Here is a 17,982-nt window from a genome sequence, read left to right as displayed (position 1 = left end):
CCGTGGTGAGGTCGAGGGACAGACCGAGCGCGGCGGAGGGAGCAAGGTTGTGGATGTTCTGAGTGCGGCGGAACGAGTGGGCTTCACCAAGCGGGACCAGACGCGGTTCGAGGGCCTGGAGGTCGACACCGACCTACAGCTGCCTGAGGACGCCGAGGAGGTGCTGGCGTACTGCGGTGTGCACTCGGCTGATCGTCACGCGATGCTGGCGGCGCGTCCGGATCCGGACCGCGACCCGGAATGGTGGGCGATCACGTCGGCGCTGGCAGAAGAGGTCCAGCGAGACCTGGATCTGGCACTGCCTCCAACCGGTTTCAGAGGCTGGCCGGCGGTACCACGGGACGCGTCGGCAGTGGGACTGTTCGCAGCAGCGTGGGCGTTGCTGGCGAATCTGCAACGCGTGCGTGAGCTGCATGCGCAGCGGGGCGTGCCGGACGAGGTGACTGTCTCTACTGTCGCGGCGCTCGGTGGGGTGATGCAGACCCACCGGCACGTCTTCGGTTGTGCTGGTGTCGGGCTGATGCCGCTGTGGAGTCCACCGCTGCGCTTCCGCGGTACTGACTTCGAGATCGGTCGGCACGCGTTCACACGCACCCAGTTGGGCATGGGCGACGACGTGTCCGGCCACGTGCTGTCGATCCACATCCCACCGAGCGGCCGACTCGACGCACAGGAGTCAGAGGAGTCCGTCGCCACCGCAGTCGAGTCGTTCAAACGCTGGTATCCGGAGGAGCCGCTCGCAGGGCTCGTCTGTCACTCCTGGCTGCTGGACCCGCAGCTGGCCGAGTACCTGCGCCCGGACTCGAACATCATGCGCTTCCAGAGCCGCTTCGACATCCTCCCGCTCCTGCCACCAGAGGACCCGGCCGAGGGTGACCGTGAGCTCATGCGGCTGGGACTGCACCTGGCCGTACCTGACCACGAGCTGACTGACGAGGACCTGGACAACGTTCCGCAGGACACCACTCTGCAGAGAGCGTTCGTCAAGCATCTGCGAGCTGGCGGGCACTGGTACGGACGGACGGGCATGCTGAAGAGATGGAGCTGACGATTCCGGTTGGACAGGACACGGTCTGGGCTGAGCATCTGGCTGGCGACGGTGTTCCGGTGGTGCTGTTGCATCCGGGGATCGGCGACTCACGCGCGTGGGACCTCGTGATGCCTGGGCTCAGCGGGCACCGGGTCGTGCGGTACGACGTCCGCGGGTACGGGCGTTCACCGCAGCCGACAGGCGAGTTCTCGCTGCTCACCGACCTCGAGACGGTCCTGGACCAACTGAACCTGGAGCGCGTGCTGCTGGTCGGCTGCTCGATGGGTGGCGGTACGGCGCTCAGCTTCACGCTGACCCACCCGGAGCGAGTCCACGGCCTGGTGCTGTTGTGCCCAGGCGTCAGCGGCTTCCCGATGCCCGAAGAGCCCGAGCTGGATGCGGAGTACGACGTACTTGCGGCTAAGCGGGATGTGGAGAGTCTGGTGGAGTTCGGGCTCCGGCACTGGGCTGCGGCGGGCTCTGACGATGCTGTGGTGGCCCAGCTCCGCGCTGCTGTTCCAGCGTGGTTCGACCAGGGTGAGTACCTGAAGCCGGATCCGCCCGTCTACGACCGGCTGCACGAGATCGAGGTGCCGTCCGTCGTGATGGTCGGTGACAAGGATCGGCCGATCCTCGCAGCCGTGGCCGGCGGGACTGCTGCGCGAATCCCTGGCTGTGAGTTCGTCTGGCTGCGGGGCGTCGACCACTTCCCGAGCCTCCGCGAACCGCAGTTGGTGACCGACACCATCCTGCGATTCGCACAAGCATCACCGGTGGTTGGTCCAGCGGTCCAGTAGCGCTGCCGCTCGGCCACTGTCCACAGCCTCTCGGCACCGCTCGAAGCAGTCAGCCAACTGCTCCAGCCCAGCCTCCAACGACAGCGTCGCCAGTGCCGCCGCAGCGTTCAGCAGTACGACGTCCCGCACCGGACCGTGCTCTCCACCGACCAGCCCGCGCAGTAGCCGTGCGTTGAACGCCGCGTCCCCACCACGCAACTCCGCGAGAGAGGAGGGCCGTAAGCCCAGTGAACGCGGGTCGAACACCACCTCCGATGCAGAACCGCCATGCACCACCCAGAGCCGCGAGTACCCAGTAGTGGTGAGTTTGTCGAGCCCGTCGTCGCCGCGGGCGACCAGTGCAGAGCGGCCTTGTTTGGCGAGCGCACTGGCAAGCACAGGCAGCATGCGTTCGTTTGCTACGCCAACGAGCTGGTGTTGCGGGTTCGCCGGGTTCAGCAACGGTGCGAGTACGTTGAATGCGGTGGGGACCGCCAGCTCACGCCGTACCACCGCAACTTGGCGGAGCGCCGGGTTGAAGCGTGGAGCGAACAGGTAGGTCAGTCCGACCTCCGCAGCCGTCTGGGCGGCTTCGGCAGCGGACAGGTCGAGTGGAACGCCCAGGTGCTCGACCAGGTCGCCAGAGCCGGCTGCTGATGACGACGCGGCTCGGCCACCGTGCTTGACCACAGTGGCACCAGCAGCGGCAGCAACTACGGCTGCCATCGTGGAGATGTTCGCTGCGCCGGTCCGGTCGCCACCTGTCCCGACGATGTCCACGAACGGTCCGCTGATCCGCACTGGTGTCGCGTGCGAACGCAGTACGTCGGCCAGCCCGTTGAGCTCGTCGGCGGTCTCGCCCTTCGCTCGCAGGGCAATCAGGAACCCGGAGATCTGGGCCGGCGACACCTCGCCCAGCACCAGTTGGTCCATCGCCCAGCCGGTGTCCGCCGTCGACAGGTCGGAGCCGGCCAGGAGCGCGGAGATCAGACCGGACCACGTCCGGAGCGTTGTTGCCATCGGCATTCCTCAGGGTGTTAGGCCCCACGAGGAGAACATGACAACGGCCGCCTCGCAGGAGACGGCCCGGTGGGTACGCGCGGATTCAGGCCGTCAGGTCGACGGCCCACCACATACCTGCGCGCTGGAACATGCCACCGACCTTAGCGCACCCGGATGTGGTCGACGACAAAGCTCGGTACGTGGTCCTTCCCGGACTGCTCCGGGAAGTCGAAGACCGCGAGCATCAGCTGCAACGGGTACATCGGAGCGCCCTGGCAGCTGCGGATCGCGGTGCCGTCGACGGAGAACGTCGCCGTACCAGCGGACCACTCGACCGCGTACGTGTGGAACTCCCGGACGTCGATCGGCAGCCGCACCGCCTCGAAGTCCTGCGGTACGGCGGGGTCGCGGATCGTCTTGAGGCCCATGCCGACCGCAGCGGACTCACCAGGAACGAGCGCGTCGCCGAACACCTCCATGACGCAGATCTCGCCACAGCGATCCGGCTGATCCTCCAGCCCGACCATCCACAGCGACACCATGGAACCCGGGGCGATGTCGGCGGCTGCGCGGAGCTCGACGTACCCACCGCCCGGGGTCAAGCCCCAGAACGGCTCCTGCTCCTCCCGAACGACCAGACCGTCACGGTACGGCTGCTGGCCGATCGTGCTGCCGACAGGACCCGAGTAGTTGCCTGACTGCACACCGGAGACCCGCAGGTCCGGCTGGTGATCGCCCGCGCACCAGAGCCCCTGCTCGACAGGGATGCTGAGCGTCAGGCACGAGTCGGCCAAGCGGTACGTCGCCGCAGACGCGCTCCGCGAACTCCACTGCGGCAGGTAGTACGGCGACCAGACCGACAGGTCCAGGGCCGGCGCGTTGAAGTCGTCCGCGAACACCGGGTGAGTCATGACCCCCATGATCCGCTGCTCGGATGGCGTGTCACATCATGGTGGGCTGATCCGTCAGGGCACTCAGGAGGTAGAGGTGGACGAGCATGAGCAGCTGGCGCGGCGGTTCGAGGAGAACCGTGGGCACCTGCGTGCGGTCGCGTACCGGATGCTCGGATCGTTGCCTGAGGCCGAGGACGCCGTACAGGAGGCCTGGCTGCGGCTGAGCCGTACTGACGTGAGTGATGTCGGCAATCTGGCCGGCTGGCTGACCACGGTGGTGTCGCGGGTGTGTCTGGACATGCTGCGCAGCCGCAAGTCGCGGCGGGAAGACTCACTGGACACGTATGTGCCGGACCCAATCATCGGTGCGCCGGGACCAGAGGACGAGGCGGTCCAGGCGGACGCGATCGGGCTGGCGTTGCTCGTCGTACTGGAGACCCTGTCGCCGGCCGAGCGGCTGGCGTTCGTGCTGCACGACATGTTCGGCGTCGGGTTCGACGAGATCGCCACGATTGTGGACAAGTCGCCGGCCGCGACACGTCAGTTGGCGAGTCGCGCGCGTCGACGGGTCCAGGGTGCGCCGGCGAGTGACGGTGACGTCAGCCGGCAGCGGGCCATCGTCGAGGCGTTCATGGCTGCGTCGCGGGGCGGCGACTTCGAGGCGCTGCTAGCACTGCTAGATCCGGACGTGCTGCTGCGGGCGGACGCGGGTGCCGCGAGCGCCGAGTTCGCCGGACCGGCCGTATCGAAGCTGGTCCGCGGCGCGAGGGCGGTCGTCGAGCAGGCGCTCCTGTTCAGCCGCATGGCGCCGTACACGCAGCTCGCTCTGATCAACGGGCTGCCTGGTGCGATCACGGTCGTCGACGACCGGTTGATGGGCGTCATGGCCATCACCGTGACCGACGGCAAGATCACCGAGATCGACATCCTCGCCGACCTCGACCGCCTCGAGGTCATCCCGCTACCAGCCTGAGCATCCGTTGCGCCTGCGCCTCCGCGGTCCCTGGTGGATTGCGGTCGGCGCTCGGGCCGCCGGGCCCGATCAGCGTCAGCCAGAACCCGGCCCACAGGTAGCGGGCGGCGCGGAACCGTTCCGCGTCCACGGCGAACCGCCGTACCAACGGGGTCGGATCGACCGCTCGCCAGGACAGGTGTTCGACCAGGTTCGCCAGTTCGACGGTGCGATCGCCCAAACCCGCGTCCTCGAAGTCGACGATGCGGACCCGCGTGCCGTCCCACAGGTAGTTGGTGAGGTTGGGGTCGCCGTGGGCAACCACAGGATCCCGTACGTCGGTCAGGTCGAGCGGCTCGTTGTCGAGCCAGGTACGGGCGGCCTCGGCGATCACGCCGTCGGTGTCGCGGAGCGCGGTCAGGCCGGTTCGGGTGCGTTCGACCAGAGCGGTGAGATCTATCGGCTCGAGGCTGTCGGACGGGGTTGACCAGAGGGTCTCGATGGCGTTGCCCAGAGCGCTGGTTTGGGTGGGGGTGAGGAGGCCCTCGAGGGGGTGGCCGGGGAGGAGGGTCATCGTGATCCACGGGGCGGGGAGCCGAGCCATCGGTGGATGAGGTGAGGGGCTTGGGGGCCAGGTCGGGCGCGGTCTGCGACAGGAGGGTGAGCGCGGCCCATTCGCGGGCCGGCTCGTCGCGCAGCCACGACGCGTAGCGCTTGGTGAGGGTGCGTCCGGAGATCTCGACCGTGTGAGTCATCGAGAAAAGTTTGGCGGACGTGTCGATCACTGGCGACCTCCTTCGACGTATGAGCAGGAAGCGGATACGGCGAAGGAGCGGGATCAGATGTCTACGCAGGCGATTGCAGCGGTTGCCAGTGACCTCGTGGCGGGACTGCTGGGGGCAGGCTTCAACGGCACGGTCCGGCTGCCCGGAGAGCCGGAGTACGACAAGCAGCGGCGTTCCGTGATCCCCTCGGTGGACTCGCGCCCGCTCGTGATCGCGGAGGCGTACGGGCGGACCGACGTACAGGCAGCCGTGCGGACCGCTCGCGAGTACGGCGTACCGATCGCAGTGCAGGCGACGGGACACGGTACCCGAGTGCCTGCCGACGGCGGGATCCTGCTGAAGACGACGCCGATGACATCAGTCCTCATCGACCCGGAGCGCCGGATCGCCAAGGTCGCGCCGGGTGCCCGCTGGGGTGCAGTGCTGGATGCCGCGCGGCAGTTCGGGCTCGCCCCGCTGTCCGGTTCGCACCGCGACGTCGGCGTCACCGGGTACACGCTCGGCGGCGGAGTGGGATGGCTGGCCCGCAAGTACGGGTTCGCGGCCGACAGCGTGATCCGCGCCGAGGTCGTCACCGCCGACGGTCGCACCGTCACCGCGAGCGCCGAGCAGCACCCGGACCTGTTCTGGGCGATCCGCGGCGGCACCGGCAACTTCGGCATCGTCACCTCGCTGGAGTTCCGCCTGTACCCGGTCCGCGAGGTCCACGCCGGCATCGTGTACTACGGCATCGACCGCGCCGCCGCGATCCTCCGCCGGTACCGCGACTGGACCGCCACGATCCCCAACGAACTCAGCACCGCGGTCGTCCTGACCCGCGTCCCCGGCACCGAGCAGCGCGCCGTCGCGATCAAGGTCATGTACGCCGGCCCGGCCGATCTCGCCGAACACCTGCTGAAGCCGCTGTTCGAGACCGCCGGCCCGCGCCTGGCCGGCGAACTGAAGACGATCGAGTACGCCGACGCCGCGATGGGCGGCACGCCCGCTCGCCACCTCGACTTCCTGGACACGCTGACCGACGAGGTCATCGACGTGGTCGCCGAACTCGAGGACGCCATGGTCGAGGTCCGCCACTGGGGTGGCGCGATGGCCCACCCAGGTCCCGGCGCCGGACCGATCGGTCACCGCGAGGCGTCGTACTCACTGATCATCGACCGCGAGGTCGCCCTGCCCACCTCGGGGCGGACGTTCGTGAACTTCCTCGGCGACCCGGGGCGCGCGGACACGGCGTACGGCGCGGCGGACCTGCAGCGGCTGCGGGCGGTGAAGCGGGCCTACGACCCGACCAACTTCTTCCACCTGAACGCCAACATCCGCCCATAAAAGAACGGCCCGGGTCCCGCCCCGGGCCGTTCTCCTGCGTGAATCAGACCGTGCCGGTGTTTCCGTAGACGGTCACGTGCACGTGGTCGTAGTGGTTCGCGGTCACGCCACCGCGGTCGGCCATCGCGCGCCAGCCTTCGCTGCTGCGCTGGACCGTCCAGATGTGCTGCTGCCAGATCAGCTGGCTGACGCCGAGCTTCGTGTAGTTGGCCTTCAGCCAGTCCGCGACCTCCTGGCCCTCGGAACCGCTGACCATGATGTCGAGCGCGTGCCCGGTCGAGTGCTCCGAGCCGCTGTCGCCGGACCGCAGACCGCCGTACGACGTGATGTCGGGGAACTTCGCGCAGATCGCGCGGTGAACCCGGATCGCGTCCTGGGTCAGGCCACTCTCGACCGACGAGCCGGACTTGCAAGCCGCCTGCGAGATCGCCCCGGAAACCGCGGCGACCGGCTTGGTGGCAGACAGGTACTGCGCCTTCACCCAGCGGGACTTGCCGTCGCTGACCACCTCGGCCCAGAGGCCGTCGACCTTGCCGGTGACCGAGACCTTGGTGCCCTTCGGCAGCACGTCCAGCAGCAGGCCGGTCAGCGGCAGCGACCAGAGGTTCACGTCGGTGGTGGTGTACTTCGTGCCGGTGATCGTCGGCGGCGTCGCGTTCGCGTTGAGGTCCTGCGCCGCGCGGGTCTTCGCCGAGGTCGGCTTCGGGATCGGCGCCTGCTTCTTGAGGTGCTTGGCCGTCGGGCTCGACGTCGGCTTGGGCGCCGCGGTCGACGTGGGGTTGATCGGCGGACGCAGAGCGTCCCGGCTGATCGTGGCGTCGCGCGACAGCTGCAGGGACGAGCTGGCGATCGACGGGTCGAGCTGAACGTGCTGGCTGGGAAGTGCGGCGGCCGAACCGGTGGCAACCATCGCCACCGCCGCGCCCGGAATCGCTACCTTCACGAGACCCGGCTGGAACATCTTGGCGCGCGACTGCCGGTGCCGCGCCTGTCTGTGCCGTCCTGCCGTCACTGGTAGACCCAATCTGCCGAGACCAAAACGTTATCGACCGGAGGAGTCAAGCACACTTCGCCGCGCCGGTTCGAATCGGCTCCTCGTCTTAACGCATTACGAACATCCCCCGCCTGCCCGCGACCGTGATTCGCCCGGTATCCGGATGTGACCGTTCCGAGATCAAACGCTTGGTCGGCAGATCGCCGTCGTGATCGCGGTCGCCACGTGGTCGCCGTACCGCCAGGCCATCACAATCACGCGTCGGAGGCCGCTGCAGGCGTGGGCCGGCGCCGGGGGCGCAATTGTGATGGCCTGGCGGTTCCGCATGTGACCTGCAGCGCGGCGGTGGGGCTGTGGGTGCGGTTGACTGCGCGGGTGGGATTTCGGATCGAGGGCGGGGTTGTTGCGCGGCTGGTGATTGATCGTGCGGCGAAGCGGAACGCGCTGACCCGGGCGATGTGGGCGGACCTGCCCGGGCTGCTCGCCGGCCTGGCGAGCGACGACGAGGTGAAGGTCCTGCTGGTGACCGGCGAGGGTGCGAGTTTCTCCGCCGGCGCCGATATCCGCGAGCTGATCTCGGGCGCCGACCCGGCCGATCCGATGGCCGAACTGCGCGCGTCCAACCTGCAGGCCCAGGCGGCGTTGCGGGAGTTCCCGAAGCCGACGATCGCGGTCGTCCGCGGGCACTGCATCGGCGGCGGCCTGGAGATCGCGGTGAACTGCGACTTCCGGTTCGCCGCCCGGGACGCCAGCTTCGGCGTCACGCCGGCCCGGATCGGCGTCGTCTATCCGCCGGCCGCGATCAAGGTGCTGCTCGACCTGGTCGGTCCCGCGACTACGAAGTACTTGCTCTTCAGCGGCGAGTTGCTGACCGCGGACCGGGCCGAGCTGAAGGGCCTGGTCGACCGCGTGGAGGACGACCCGATGGCGGCGGCCGAGGAGTTCGCGGACACGTTGGTGTCGCGGTCGCAGCTGACGATCCGCTCGGCCAAGGAGTCGGTCAACGCACTGCTGGCGGGCGAGGACGCAGACACGGCAGCGGTACGGCGGTATCGCGAGACGATCGCCTCGGGTGAGCTCGCGGAAGGTATCGAGGCCTTCACGCAGAAACGCTCACCGAAGTTCGTCTGGCATTCCCTCTGAGATCAGCGTGCCGCGCAGCTCGACCCGGTCGCCGACCGCAGTCGAGACCCGGCCGGCGATCTCCTGCGCCTGCTGGTCGTCGGTCGCGTCGATCATGAAGAACCCGGCCAGCTGCTCCTTGGCCTCACCGAACGGCCCGTCGGTGACGACCTGCTGACTGTCCCGGATCTGCACGATCCGGCCCTCCTCGGGCGGTCGCAGGCCCTCCGAGCTGACCAGTTCACCGGACTCGGCGAGCTCCCGTTCGAGCCGCATCAACCGTTCCAGGGCCGCGTCGTCGTCCGCGGTCCACGCCCGGTCGACGCTCCGAAAGATCATCACGACGTACTTCATGGGCCACAGGCTAACCAGCCGCACCGACAGAACCCCGCGGACGGATCCGCGGGGCTCTTGTGCGTTGGCCGATCACTACGACTCGATCAGTACCAATGCCTTCGGCCGCCGACCGCGCGGCCGGTGGCTCCGAGAAGCCACAGGACCGCTCCGACCAGGAGCAGCACGATGCCGATCGTCCACAGGATCGAGATGTTCAGCACGAACCCGAGGATGAGCAGAATCAGTCCGAGGACCAGCATGGAACCTCCTTCAGTTCGACCGCCTGACGGTTGCGGCCACGGACGTCCGGTGCCCACCCTCAGCGGCCCGAACCTCCAACGGGCGTTTGACCAGCAGGCAACCGGCCAGGCCGATTGCGAGGAAGATCCACACCGTCGCGAACGCGATGCGGTATCCGTGGGTGAGTGCGACCGGCGTAACACCCGACGTACTGGCAGTAGCTACGGCGGAGACTGCCGCGACGCCGATCGCGCCGCCGATCTGGAAGCTGGCGTTCTGCAGCCCGGACGCGACACCGGCGTCTTCGCCCGCGACGTCACTCAGTGAGGCGATCGAGCCGGCGACCGTACCTGCGCCCAACCCGGCACCGAAGATCGTGAGCCCCCAGAAGGCCAGCTCGAAGTACCCAGAGGACACGGTCAGCTGGGTCATCAGCGTCGTACCAACTCCTGCGACCAGTAGTGACACGAAGGCGACCCGACGCGGTCCGACTCGAGTGACTAGGTGCTGACCGATCATGGACGCCACGACCGCGGCTGCTGCGAGTACTGCGGACATGAGGCCGTAGCGGATCGCTGACGCACCCAGTGCGAGCTGTGCGTACTGCGTGTAGATGAAGTTGAGTCCGAACGCCGCCAACCCCCAGCTGATCGTGATGAGGTTGCCGCCGACCAGTGCGCGCGAGTGGAAGATCCGGAGCGGTACGAGCGGTGCAGCCGAGCGCTTCTCCACTGCTACGAACAGTGCGAACAGAGCGGCGGAGGCGAGCACCAGCAGTACGGTCCGCGTCGCCGGCGACTCGGGTGCCTCAATGACGGCGTACACGAGGACCATGAGTGCTGCGGTGACGGTGACGGCACCGGCCACGTCGAATCCGCGGCGTCCCGGTCCGCGGCTCTCCTGCAGCAGTACGGGCGCCAGTACGACGACCAGCACGCAGACCGGCACGTTGATGAAGAAGATCCACTGCCAGCCGAGTCCGTCCGTGACAGGACCGCCGACGAGCGAGCCCGCCGTACCGCCGACCCCACTGGTGGCGCCCCAGATCCCCAGCGCCTTGTTGCGATCCGGACCGGACGGGAACGTGGTCATGACGATCGACAACGCACTGGGAGCCAGTACGGCGGCTGCCGCGCCCTGCAGCCCGCGTGCGAGGACCAGAGCGTCACCACTCCACGCGAGCCCGCAGAGCAGGGAGGACCCTGCGAACAGGAGCAGTCCGGTCATGAAGACGCGCCGGCGACCCAGCAGGTCGGAGATCCGGCCGCCGAGCAGCAGGAGGCCGCCGAACATCAGCCCGTACCCGCTGGGCACCCACTGCGCACCACCGGTCGAGAAGGTCAGCTCCCGCTCGATCGACGGCACGGCGACGAGCACGATCGACGCGTCCAGGATGATCATGAACCCGGTCAGACAGAGCAACGCCAGCGCGAGCCAACGCTTCGAATGCGAAACCATCAGGCATCTCCAGTACGCCGGGACGCCCCGGCTGAGCGTCACTCGGCGGAGACGTCGGTGCCGACCGGGTGCATTTCGACATTCCGGTTCTGTCGAAGTACGGCGTACCTGCTTCGACGTACCTGTTAACTGGGGGTCACAGCGACCTCCACTCGGGACAGGATGGTGACTGTGAAGTACATGCTGCTGATCTACAGCAACGCCGAGAGCTGGGCGGGCCTGTCGGCCGAGCAACGAGACGGCCTGACCGAGGCGCACGAGGCGCTGTCGCGGGAGCTGACCGAGCAGGGCCTGCTGGTCAGTGCCGCCGGTCTGGCAGACCCGATCACCACCCGGACCGTTCAGGTGCGTGACGACACCACGACCACGACGGACGGGCCGTACGCCGAGGCGAAGGAGCACCTGGCCGGGTTCTACCTGGTGGAGTGCGACACCATCGACCAGGCGATCGGCTACGCGGCCCGCATGCCGGATGCGGAGTACGTCGCCGTGGAGGTGCGACCGGTCATGGACATGTCTGGGCTGGAGATGTGACTAGCTTCGAGCTGCTGCTGCGCGAGCAGACGCCGCAGGTGCTCAGCGCGCTGGTCCGGCACTACGGCCACTTCGACCTGGCCGAGGAAGCGGTCCAGGAGGCTCTGCTCGCGGCCGCGCAGCAGTGGCCGACCGAGGGCGTGCCGGACAACCCCCGTGGCTGGCTGATCCGGGTTGGGTCGCGCCGGCTCACCGATCTGCTCCGTAGCGAGTCGGCCAGGCGGCGGCGTGAGGAGAACGCGGCACAGCTCGCCGCTCCGGAGGAGTTCGTTGCGTCCGGCCCGGAGATCGACGATCCGGGTGGTCGGGACGACACACTGACGTTGCTGTTCCTTTGCTGCCATCCGGCGTTGTCGGCGGCGTCGCAGATCGCACTGACGCTGCGTGCGGTCGGTGGTCTCACCACGGCGCAGATCGCGGCCGCGTTCCTGGTGCCGGAGGCAACCATGGCGCAGCGGATCAGCCGGGCGAAGCGGAGCATCAAGCAAGCGGGGAGTTCGTTCGAGATGCCGCCGGAGGCGGAGCGCGACGAGCGGCTGGGCGCCGTACTGCATGTGCTCTACCTGATCTTCAACGAGGGCTACACAGCGTCGTCCGGTACGTCGTTGCACAGTGCGGAGCTGACTACCGAGGCGATCCGGCTGGTGCGTGGCGTGCGGAAGCTGCTGCCGGACGACGGTGAGGTGGCGGGGCTGCTGGCGCTGATGCTGCTGACTGACGCGCGACGGGCGGCACGGACCGGTGCGGACGGGACACTGATCCCGCTGGCCGAGCAGGACCGCTCCAAGTGGAACCGGGCCGCCATCGTCGAGGGCGAGGCGATGGTGAGCGATGCGCTGTCGCGGACGCAGCTGGGGCCGTACCAGGTACAGGCGGCGATCGCTGCGGTCCATGACTCGGCAGAGCGAGCTGACGACACGGACTGGCGGCAGATCGTCGCGCTGTACGACGTACTGGAGCAGCTGGTCGACAACCCGATGGTGAAGCTCAACCACGCTGTGGCGGTGGGTATGGCGGTCGGTCCGAAGGAAGGGCTCGCCGTACTCGAGCCACTCGAGTCGGACGACCGCATGAACCACCGGCTCGAGGCTGTCCGCGCGCATCTGCTCGAGATGTCCGGTGACGTGGCTGCTGCGCGGGAGAGCTACCTCCTGGCGGCCCGCCGTACGACGAGCACGCCGGAGCGGAACTACCTGCAGGCGAAGGCGGACCGGCTGACCTGAGGTCGCGTAGGTTGGACATGTGGATCTCACCAGGGCCTCACTCCTCCGGGAGATGCTGACCGGCACCGAACTGGGTAGCCGGACCACGGAGTTCGGCTATGCGCTGCGACGCTTCACCACCAGGCGCAGTGGGCTGATGCTGTTCGGACCGGTCGACGACGAGCCCTGGCACCTGACCGCGCACTTGGACGACGAGCTCCACCGCGCCGGCATCGAGGACCTGAGGCCGTCGCTGGTCCGCTGGGCGCCGCCGCCGGACGCACCACCCCACCTGGCGATCGGTCTGGACCGCCTACGCGATGCAGGTCGTGGTGAGTCGTTGCTGGTCGTTGCTGAGGACACACCGGCCGACACGTTGCTGGAACGGATCAGCGACGTACGGCGACGCGGTACGACGATCTTCAGCATCGGCAACGGCGACAACGAGCTGGCGTCCCTCAGCCACGAGACCCTCGTACCCGAACTACTGGTCCCGGACGGGTTCGGCTGGACGACCCGTGAGGTACTGGAGGAGCAACCAGCCGAAGGCTTCGAGACCGCCCAGCACCTGGTCAGCCTCGCCGCCGCCGACGACGAAGCCGGCCGCCCAGGCTGGCGCCGCCGCCTCCGCACCGCCATAGAACGCCTCAGCGGCGAACCCGCCTGACCGAGCAGGTCCTAGTGTCCGGAGTCGGAAGTACGCGGCTACTTGGTAGGCCGTGTGGTGGCGAGTCCGAAACTTGAGCCGGTGGTGTCCGACTTCTGAAGTCCGTGACACAAATTGTTGGTGGGCGGTGCGCCCAGCATGAGCGCCGTCAAGGCCTCCCCAAACCGGTCTGGGGAGCAAGACCCACCCGAACCAGCCTGTAACACTCCCCATTCGGAGCGGATCGACCCGCGGATCGACCCGCGGATCGCATCTTTGAGAACCCACCGACCATTCTCGCGGCCCGATGATGGTCGGTAGCTTCTCAAAGATGGAGCCTGCGGCCGATTCCGGTGGTTTGGGGAGTGTTGCAGGCTGATTCGGGTGGGTGTGGCTCCCCACACCGGTTTGGGGAGGCCCGAGTGCCGCGAATTCCTGGGCGTGCGTCGAACCCGCCGAACCTATGGCACGAACTTCCGACTCAGGACCCTAGACGATCAGGGCCTATACGTTCAGGTAGAGAGCCGACAGCCGGGGGAGGCGGGCCTCCAGGTCGTCTTCGTCGTCGAAGTCGATCTCCTTGCCGGCGGGGAGATCCGGGGTGTCCGGGGCGTTGCGGTCGACGGCCTTCCAGTACGCCGGCTCGTCGCCGGTCAGGTTCTTGTAGGCGTGACTGCCAACGTGCAGCATCCCTTCGCCGTCGAAGCCCTCGAACCCCTCCGGCCGGTCCTCGTCCACCACATCCGCGAGCGAGTCCGGGTCGATCAGCGCGGCGTCCCACACCTCCCGCCCCTGCGCGAGCAGCCAGCCCCGGAACGAGTCGAACCCGTCCTCCGAAGCGCCGGAGTTGATCAGGTACGCCGCCGCCCACAGATCCCAGCGGTACGACTCGACCTGCAACCGCGCGAGTTCGGTCCCGAACCCCACAATCTCCTCGGCCTCCGCCGTACCCAGAACCTTGGTCAACGCGTCCGCAACCCCGTCCGGATCAGCCACGGTGTCATCCACCGAGGCCCGCGCATCCTCGACCAGAGCCCAGAACGAATCCCTGTCCACCCCCAAACCATCTCACCGACCCCGGGTCCAACGGGAGGGTTAACTACCAGACCTCGTCGAGTTGTTGGTGTTGTTCGGGGGTTAGGGAGAGGTGGGCGCCTGCTAGGGCGGTGGTGAGGTAGGTGGGGGTGCTGATGCCGACTATGGGGGTGATGGCGGGGGTGCCTGCGGTGAGCCAGGCGAGGACTACTGCGGAGCGGGTGGTGTTGAGGGTGGTGGCGAGGTCGGTGAGGACCTCTAGTCGGCGGGTGGTGCCGGGGTGGTCGAAGGCTGGGTCGAGGGGGCGGTCGGCGCGGTTCTCGTAGGCGCCGGACATCAGTGGGCTGTACGCGAACAGCTGCTGCTCCGGGTTGTTCTGTGCGTAGTCGAGGACCTCGTCGGTGATCCAGCCGAAGCGGTGGTCGTGGGAGTGGTCGCGGACGAACGGCCGGGGCTGCAGGTACGAGTAGCGCAGCTGCAGCGCGCTCGGAGCCATCACGCCGAGCTCACCCGCCAGACCGCGCATCCGTTCGGCCCGCCACAGTGCGTAGTTCGAGAGCCCGAGGCGCCCGATCGTGCCGGCCGCAGCGTGCTTGCCGAACGCTGCGACGGTCTCCTCCAGCGGAGTGGACCTGTCGTCGCGGTGTGCCCAGTACAGGTCGATGTGGTCGACACCGAGGCGGCGCAGCGAGGTCTCGAGCGCGGCGTCGATCGCCTTGGCGCCGAGGCCTTCCGTGTGCTCGGGGTAGCTGCCGGGCCAGAGTGGTTCGCATCCGACCTTGGTCGCCAGCTTGACCCGATCCCGTACGCCGGGACGCTGCGCGAACCACCTCCCGAGCAGCTCCTCACTCTGGCCGCCCTGTCCGTTCGGGACCTGCCAGAACGCGTAGCAGTTCGCGGTGTCGATCCACTCTCCGCCGGCGTCCACGTAGGCATCCAGCAACCGGAACGAGGTCTCCTCGTCGATTCGCGTCCCGTACTCCATCGCGCCCAGCGCCAGATTCACCATGCGCCAGATCCAACAAGCTAGAGCGCTGTCTAGGTCAAGTCTGCGAATTCCCGCAGTACCGGAGCCAGTGTCGCCGCTTCGGTCCCGTGGTTCTCGCCGGGGATCACCTTCAACGTCGCGGTAGGCAGATGCTCGGCCACAGCGAGAGCGCCGGCCGAGAGCGCGGGCCAGGTCTTGTCGCCGTGCAGCACCAACACGGGAACCTTCACGTCGGCCCAGCGCTCGGAAGGCAGTGGGTTGCCGGACATGGTGGCCCCCATGATGCGTCCGTCGTACGCGATCGTGTGCGCGACCGCCTCGACCGGCGCCCAGTACGGCGACTGCTTCATGCCCGGGATCGCCTCCGCGGGCATGCCGGCGGCCGCGGTCATGAACAGCTCGGCGGCCTTGTCGCGACGGCCCTCTGCGACGAACGCATCGAGCTGCTCAACGTAGTCGGACGGCAGCGGCGGTCGTACGTCGTCGACGACAACCGGCGGCTCGAACAACGCCAGCCCGGCGATCGGAAGCCCCGCGGCGGCAGCGTCCAGCGCCAGCAGCGCGCCCGACGACCAGCCGAACAGGATGGCCGGCTGGCCGGCGTCCTGGATCAGAGCGGCGATGTCCTCGATCTCCCGCTGGATCGCGTACGGCGCGGTGTCGGTGCTCGCGCCACGGCCGCGCCGGTCGTACACGTACGTCCGGAAACCGTCGGTCAGCAGCTGCCCGACCTGGTCGTTGGTCGGGTTCACGGCCCGGTGCGCGGTCGCTCCGTCGATCAGGATCAGCGGTCTGCCCGCGCCGTACGCCTCGAAGGCGATCGTGGTGCCGTCGGCCGATGTCACGGTGCTCATGGTCTTCTCCTCACTGGATGGGAACTAGACCGTACAGTACTCGGCAGAGAACTGGACTGTCTAGTATGATTTCTGCATGGAGCAGGCAGAGATCGAGGGCCGGACGCCCCGCAAGCGCCGCGCGATCCTGGCCGCCGCGACCGAGGTGTTCCTCAGCCACGGGTACCTCGGCGCGAGCATGGACGAGATCGCGGCCAAGGCCGAGGTCTCCAAACAGACCGTCTACAAGCAGTTCGAGAACAAGGAGCGCCTGTTCGCCGAGATCGTCCTCGGCACCAGCGACCAGTTGATCGACGGCCTCCAGCAGGCGTACGTCGACACGCTCGAAGGGGCCGCCGACGCGCGCGAAGCCCTGCGGGCGCTGGCGCATCGCCTGCTCCAGAGCCTCACCGCCGACAGCGTCCTGCAGCTCCGCCGGCTCGTGATCGCCGAGGCGGACCGGTTCCCCGAGGTGTGCGGCGCGTGGTTCAACAGCGGCTTCGAGAAGTCCCTCGACGCGCTCGGGCAGGCGCTGAGCCGGTTGAGCGATCGCGGTCTGCTGCGCGAACTCGACGACCCGACGCTGGCGGCGTACCAGTTCGCCGGTCTGGTGATGTACAAGCCGATGAACCGCGCCATGTTCGCGGGCACCCGGCAGCGCCCGAAGCCCGGCGAGCTCGAGAAGCTCGCCGACCAGGCCGCGGAGGTCTTCCTCGCGGCGTACGGACTAGAGCGTTCCGCGAGTTGACGTCCGGACCACCAGCTCCGGCGTGAAGATCACGCGCTGGTGCTCGTGGTCCAGGTTCGACGACTCGTCCAGCAACAACTCGGCGGCCGTCCGGCCGAGCAGCTGCCGCGGCTGACGCACCGACGTCAGCGGTACGGCGGCCGCCTCCGCGAACTCGATGTCGTCGTACCCGACGATCGCGAGATCCTCCGGAACACGCAGCCCGAGACTCACGCACTGCTGCAGCAATCCCAACGCCAGCAGGTCGTTCGCGCAGAACGCGGCCGTCGGTCGGCGACCCGCCGGGAGACCCGCAAGTCGTTGCCCAGCGCCCCTGCCTTCGGCGACGGTGAGTGCGCCGGTGGTCAACTCGACCAGGTTCGACATCGGTTTCCCCGCGGTCCGCAGTGCGCGCCGGGCGCCGTCGCGACGGTCGACGACCTGTCCGATCGTGTTCGGCCCGCCGACGTACGCGATCCGCTCGTGGCCGAGCTCCAGCAGATGCGAGATCGCGAGCTCGCCGCCGAGTACGTCGTTCACCGCGACCGAGCAATGCGCCGCGTTGTCGAGCGCACGGTCCACCACGACCACCGGCGTACCGCGGGACGGCAGCTCGCGCAGGCGGGACGAGTTCTGGTCGATCGGCGTGATCAGGATGCCCTGGACGCGTTGCTGTTCGAGCAGATCCAGGTACGCCGCCTCGCGGTCGGCGTCCTCGCTGCTGGTGCAGAGGAACACCGAGAGGCCGGCCGCCTGCGCAGCCTCCTCGACGCCCTTCGCGACGTCGGTGAAGAACGGGTTGCCGGCGTCGAGCATCACGTAGGCGAGGATGCGGCTGGAGCCGGCCCGCAACTGCCGCGCCGACTCGTTCCGGACGAAGCCGAGCGAGGCCATCGCGGCCTCGACCTTCGCGCGGGTCAGCGGGCTGACCACCTCGGGACGGTTCAACACGTTCGACACGGTCCCCAGCGAGACGCCGGCGGCCGCCGCGACCGCCTTCACCCCGGCCGCGTGCGGCTTCGGCGCACGACGTCGCCGGGTGCGCTCGGGCAGGGCTTCCGCATCGTCGACGGACACGAGACCTCCCTGCGCACTTGAAACGTGTT

At 68.2% G+C, this 17,982-nt stretch carries 19 protein-coding genes and 1 pseudogene; 9 read left to right on the top strand and 11 right to left on the bottom strand.

Annotated features, from left to right (window positions below; translation table 11 throughout):
* The first annotated feature begins 49 nt into the window (after positions 1-49).
* Entirely contained in the window at positions 50-1,048 is a 999-nt protein-coding gene (locus ACWF0M_RS09590; protein ID WP_452235168.1) for an acyltransferase domain-containing protein, read from the top strand.
* Complete coding sequence (locus ACWF0M_RS09585) at positions 1,039-1,827, top strand: alpha/beta fold hydrolase (protein WP_452235167.1); 789 nt, start codon at positions 1,039-1,041, stop codon at positions 1,825-1,827. Before ACWF0M_RS09590 ends, ACWF0M_RS09585 begins: the two co-directional genes overlap by 10 nt.
* On the opposite strand, the gene trpD is transcribed toward ACWF0M_RS09585, so the two are convergent.
* Both trpD and ACWF0M_RS09575 read right to left on the bottom strand, forming a co-directional pair.
* A complete protein-coding gene (trpD, locus tag ACWF0M_RS09580; protein WP_452235166.1) occupies positions 1,798-2,826 on the bottom strand; it encodes an anthranilate phosphoribosyltransferase in 1,029 nt (342 codons plus the stop codon). The two genes, ACWF0M_RS09585 and trpD, sit on opposite strands and share 30 nt — an antisense overlap.
* 143 nt (positions 2,827-2,969) lie before the next feature.
* Complete coding sequence (locus tag ACWF0M_RS09575) at positions 2,970-3,728, bottom strand: glycoside hydrolase family 16 protein (protein WP_452235165.1); 759 nt, start codon at positions 3,726-3,728, stop codon at positions 2,970-2,972.
* 67 nt (positions 3,729-3,795) lie between these two features.
* On the opposite strand from ACWF0M_RS09575, the gene sigJ reads away from it, so the two are divergent.
* Entirely contained in the window at positions 3,796-4,674 is an 879-nt protein-coding gene (gene sigJ, locus ACWF0M_RS09570; RefSeq protein ID WP_452235164.1) for an RNA polymerase sigma factor SigJ, read from the top strand.
* On the opposite strand, the pseudogene ACWF0M_RS09565 reads toward sigJ, so the two are convergent.
* Positions 4,655-5,272: pseudogene (locus ACWF0M_RS09565) on the bottom strand (aminoglycoside phosphotransferase family protein); the annotation flags it as partial. The gene sigJ and the pseudogene ACWF0M_RS09565 overlap by 20 nt on opposite strands.
* 223 nt (positions 5,273-5,495) lie before the next feature.
* Between ACWF0M_RS09565 and ACWF0M_RS09560 the strand changes: the two are divergent.
* Complete coding sequence (locus ACWF0M_RS09560) at positions 5,496-6,761, top strand: FAD-binding oxidoreductase (RefSeq protein ID WP_452235163.1); 1,266 nt, start codon at positions 5,496-5,498, stop codon at positions 6,759-6,761.
* Positions 6,762-6,804: 43 nt separating this feature from the next.
* Here ACWF0M_RS09560 and ACWF0M_RS09555 read toward each other — a convergent pair whose 3' ends face one another.
* Entirely contained in the window at positions 6,805-7,773 is a 969-nt protein-coding gene (locus ACWF0M_RS09555) for an SH3 domain-containing protein (RefSeq protein ID WP_452235162.1), read from the bottom strand.
* Positions 7,774-8,130: 357 nt separating this feature from the next.
* On the opposite strand from ACWF0M_RS09555, the gene ACWF0M_RS09550 reads away from it, so the two are divergent.
* Positions 8,131-8,898, top strand: a complete 768-nt coding sequence (locus ACWF0M_RS09550) for an enoyl-CoA hydratase/isomerase family protein (protein ID WP_452235161.1) — start codon at positions 8,131-8,133, stop codon at positions 8,896-8,898.
* On the opposite strand, the gene ACWF0M_RS09545 is transcribed toward ACWF0M_RS09550, so the two are convergent.
* From ACWF0M_RS09545 to ACWF0M_RS09535, 3 genes are all read right to left on the bottom strand, one after another.
* Complete coding sequence (locus ACWF0M_RS09545; protein WP_452235160.1) at positions 8,869-9,231, bottom strand: YciI family protein; 363 nt, start codon at positions 9,229-9,231, stop codon at positions 8,869-8,871. The genes ACWF0M_RS09550 and ACWF0M_RS09545 overlap by 30 nt on opposite strands.
* A gap of 86 nt (positions 9,232-9,317) precedes the next feature.
* Positions 9,318-9,473 carry a DUF6131 family protein gene (locus ACWF0M_RS09540; protein WP_165546417.1) on the bottom strand — a complete coding sequence of 52 codons (156 nt, stop codon included), beginning with the start codon at positions 9,471-9,473 and terminating at the stop codon, positions 9,318-9,320.
* A gap of 10 nt (positions 9,474-9,483) precedes the next feature.
* On the bottom strand, positions 9,484-10,911 hold the full coding sequence (locus ACWF0M_RS09535) for an MFS transporter (RefSeq protein WP_452235159.1): 1,428 nt from the start codon (positions 10,909-10,911) through the stop codon (positions 9,484-9,486).
* A gap of 180 nt (positions 10,912-11,091) precedes the next feature.
* On the opposite strand from ACWF0M_RS09535, the gene ACWF0M_RS09530 reads away from it, so the two are divergent.
* From ACWF0M_RS09530 to ACWF0M_RS09520, 3 genes are read left to right on the top strand one after another with little or no spacing between them, the layout of a single operon-like run.
* The gene (locus ACWF0M_RS09530; RefSeq protein ID WP_452235219.1) at positions 11,092-11,445 is read left to right on the top strand and encodes a YciI family protein; all 354 of its coding nucleotides are present in this window, start codon (positions 11,092-11,094) and stop codon (positions 11,443-11,445) included.
* Positions 11,442-12,668 (top strand): RNA polymerase sigma factor, encoded by a 1,227-nt coding sequence (locus tag ACWF0M_RS09525; RefSeq protein ID WP_452235158.1) that lies wholly within the window; start codon positions 11,442-11,444, stop codon positions 12,666-12,668. Before ACWF0M_RS09530 ends, ACWF0M_RS09525 begins: the two co-directional genes overlap by 4 nt.
* A 19-nt stretch (positions 12,669-12,687) precedes the next feature.
* On the top strand, positions 12,688-13,314 hold the full coding sequence (locus tag ACWF0M_RS09520) for a hypothetical protein (protein WP_452235157.1): 627 nt from the start codon (positions 12,688-12,690) through the stop codon (positions 13,312-13,314).
* 483 nt (positions 13,315-13,797) lie between these two features.
* On the opposite strand, the gene ACWF0M_RS09515 is transcribed toward ACWF0M_RS09520, so the two are convergent.
* From ACWF0M_RS09515 to ACWF0M_RS09505, 3 genes are read right to left on the bottom strand one after another with little or no spacing between them, the layout of a single operon-like run.
* Positions 13,798-14,349: a DUF4240 domain-containing protein gene (locus ACWF0M_RS09515; protein WP_452235156.1), complete on the bottom strand. Its 552-nt coding sequence runs from the start codon at positions 14,347-14,349 to the stop codon at positions 13,798-13,800.
* A gap of 43 nt (positions 14,350-14,392) precedes the next feature.
* On the bottom strand, positions 14,393-15,337 hold the full coding sequence (locus ACWF0M_RS09510) for an aldo/keto reductase (RefSeq protein WP_452235155.1): 945 nt from the start codon (positions 15,335-15,337) through the stop codon (positions 14,393-14,395).
* A gap of 29 nt (positions 15,338-15,366) precedes the next feature.
* Entirely contained in the window at positions 15,367-16,170 is an 804-nt protein-coding gene (locus ACWF0M_RS09505) for an alpha/beta fold hydrolase (RefSeq protein ID WP_452235154.1), read from the bottom strand.
* Between the two features lie 76 nt (positions 16,171-16,246).
* On the opposite strand from ACWF0M_RS09505, the gene ACWF0M_RS09500 reads away from it, so the two are divergent.
* A complete protein-coding gene (locus tag ACWF0M_RS09500; RefSeq protein WP_452235153.1) occupies positions 16,247-16,897 on the top strand; it encodes a TetR/AcrR family transcriptional regulator C-terminal domain-containing protein in 651 nt (216 codons plus the stop codon).
* On the opposite strand, the gene ACWF0M_RS09495 is transcribed toward ACWF0M_RS09500, so the two are convergent.
* Positions 16,877-17,953 (bottom strand): LacI family DNA-binding transcriptional regulator, encoded by a 1,077-nt coding sequence (locus tag ACWF0M_RS09495; protein ID WP_452235152.1) that lies wholly within the window; start codon positions 17,951-17,953, stop codon positions 16,877-16,879. The two genes, ACWF0M_RS09500 and ACWF0M_RS09495, sit on opposite strands and share 21 nt — an antisense overlap.
* Positions 17,954-17,982 lie beyond the last annotated feature (29 nt).

Source organism: Kribbella sp. NPDC055110, assembly GCF_053607525.1.
The sequence above is the reverse complement of the archived record's forward strand: the minus strand, read 5'-3'. Positions and strand labels throughout refer to the sequence as shown.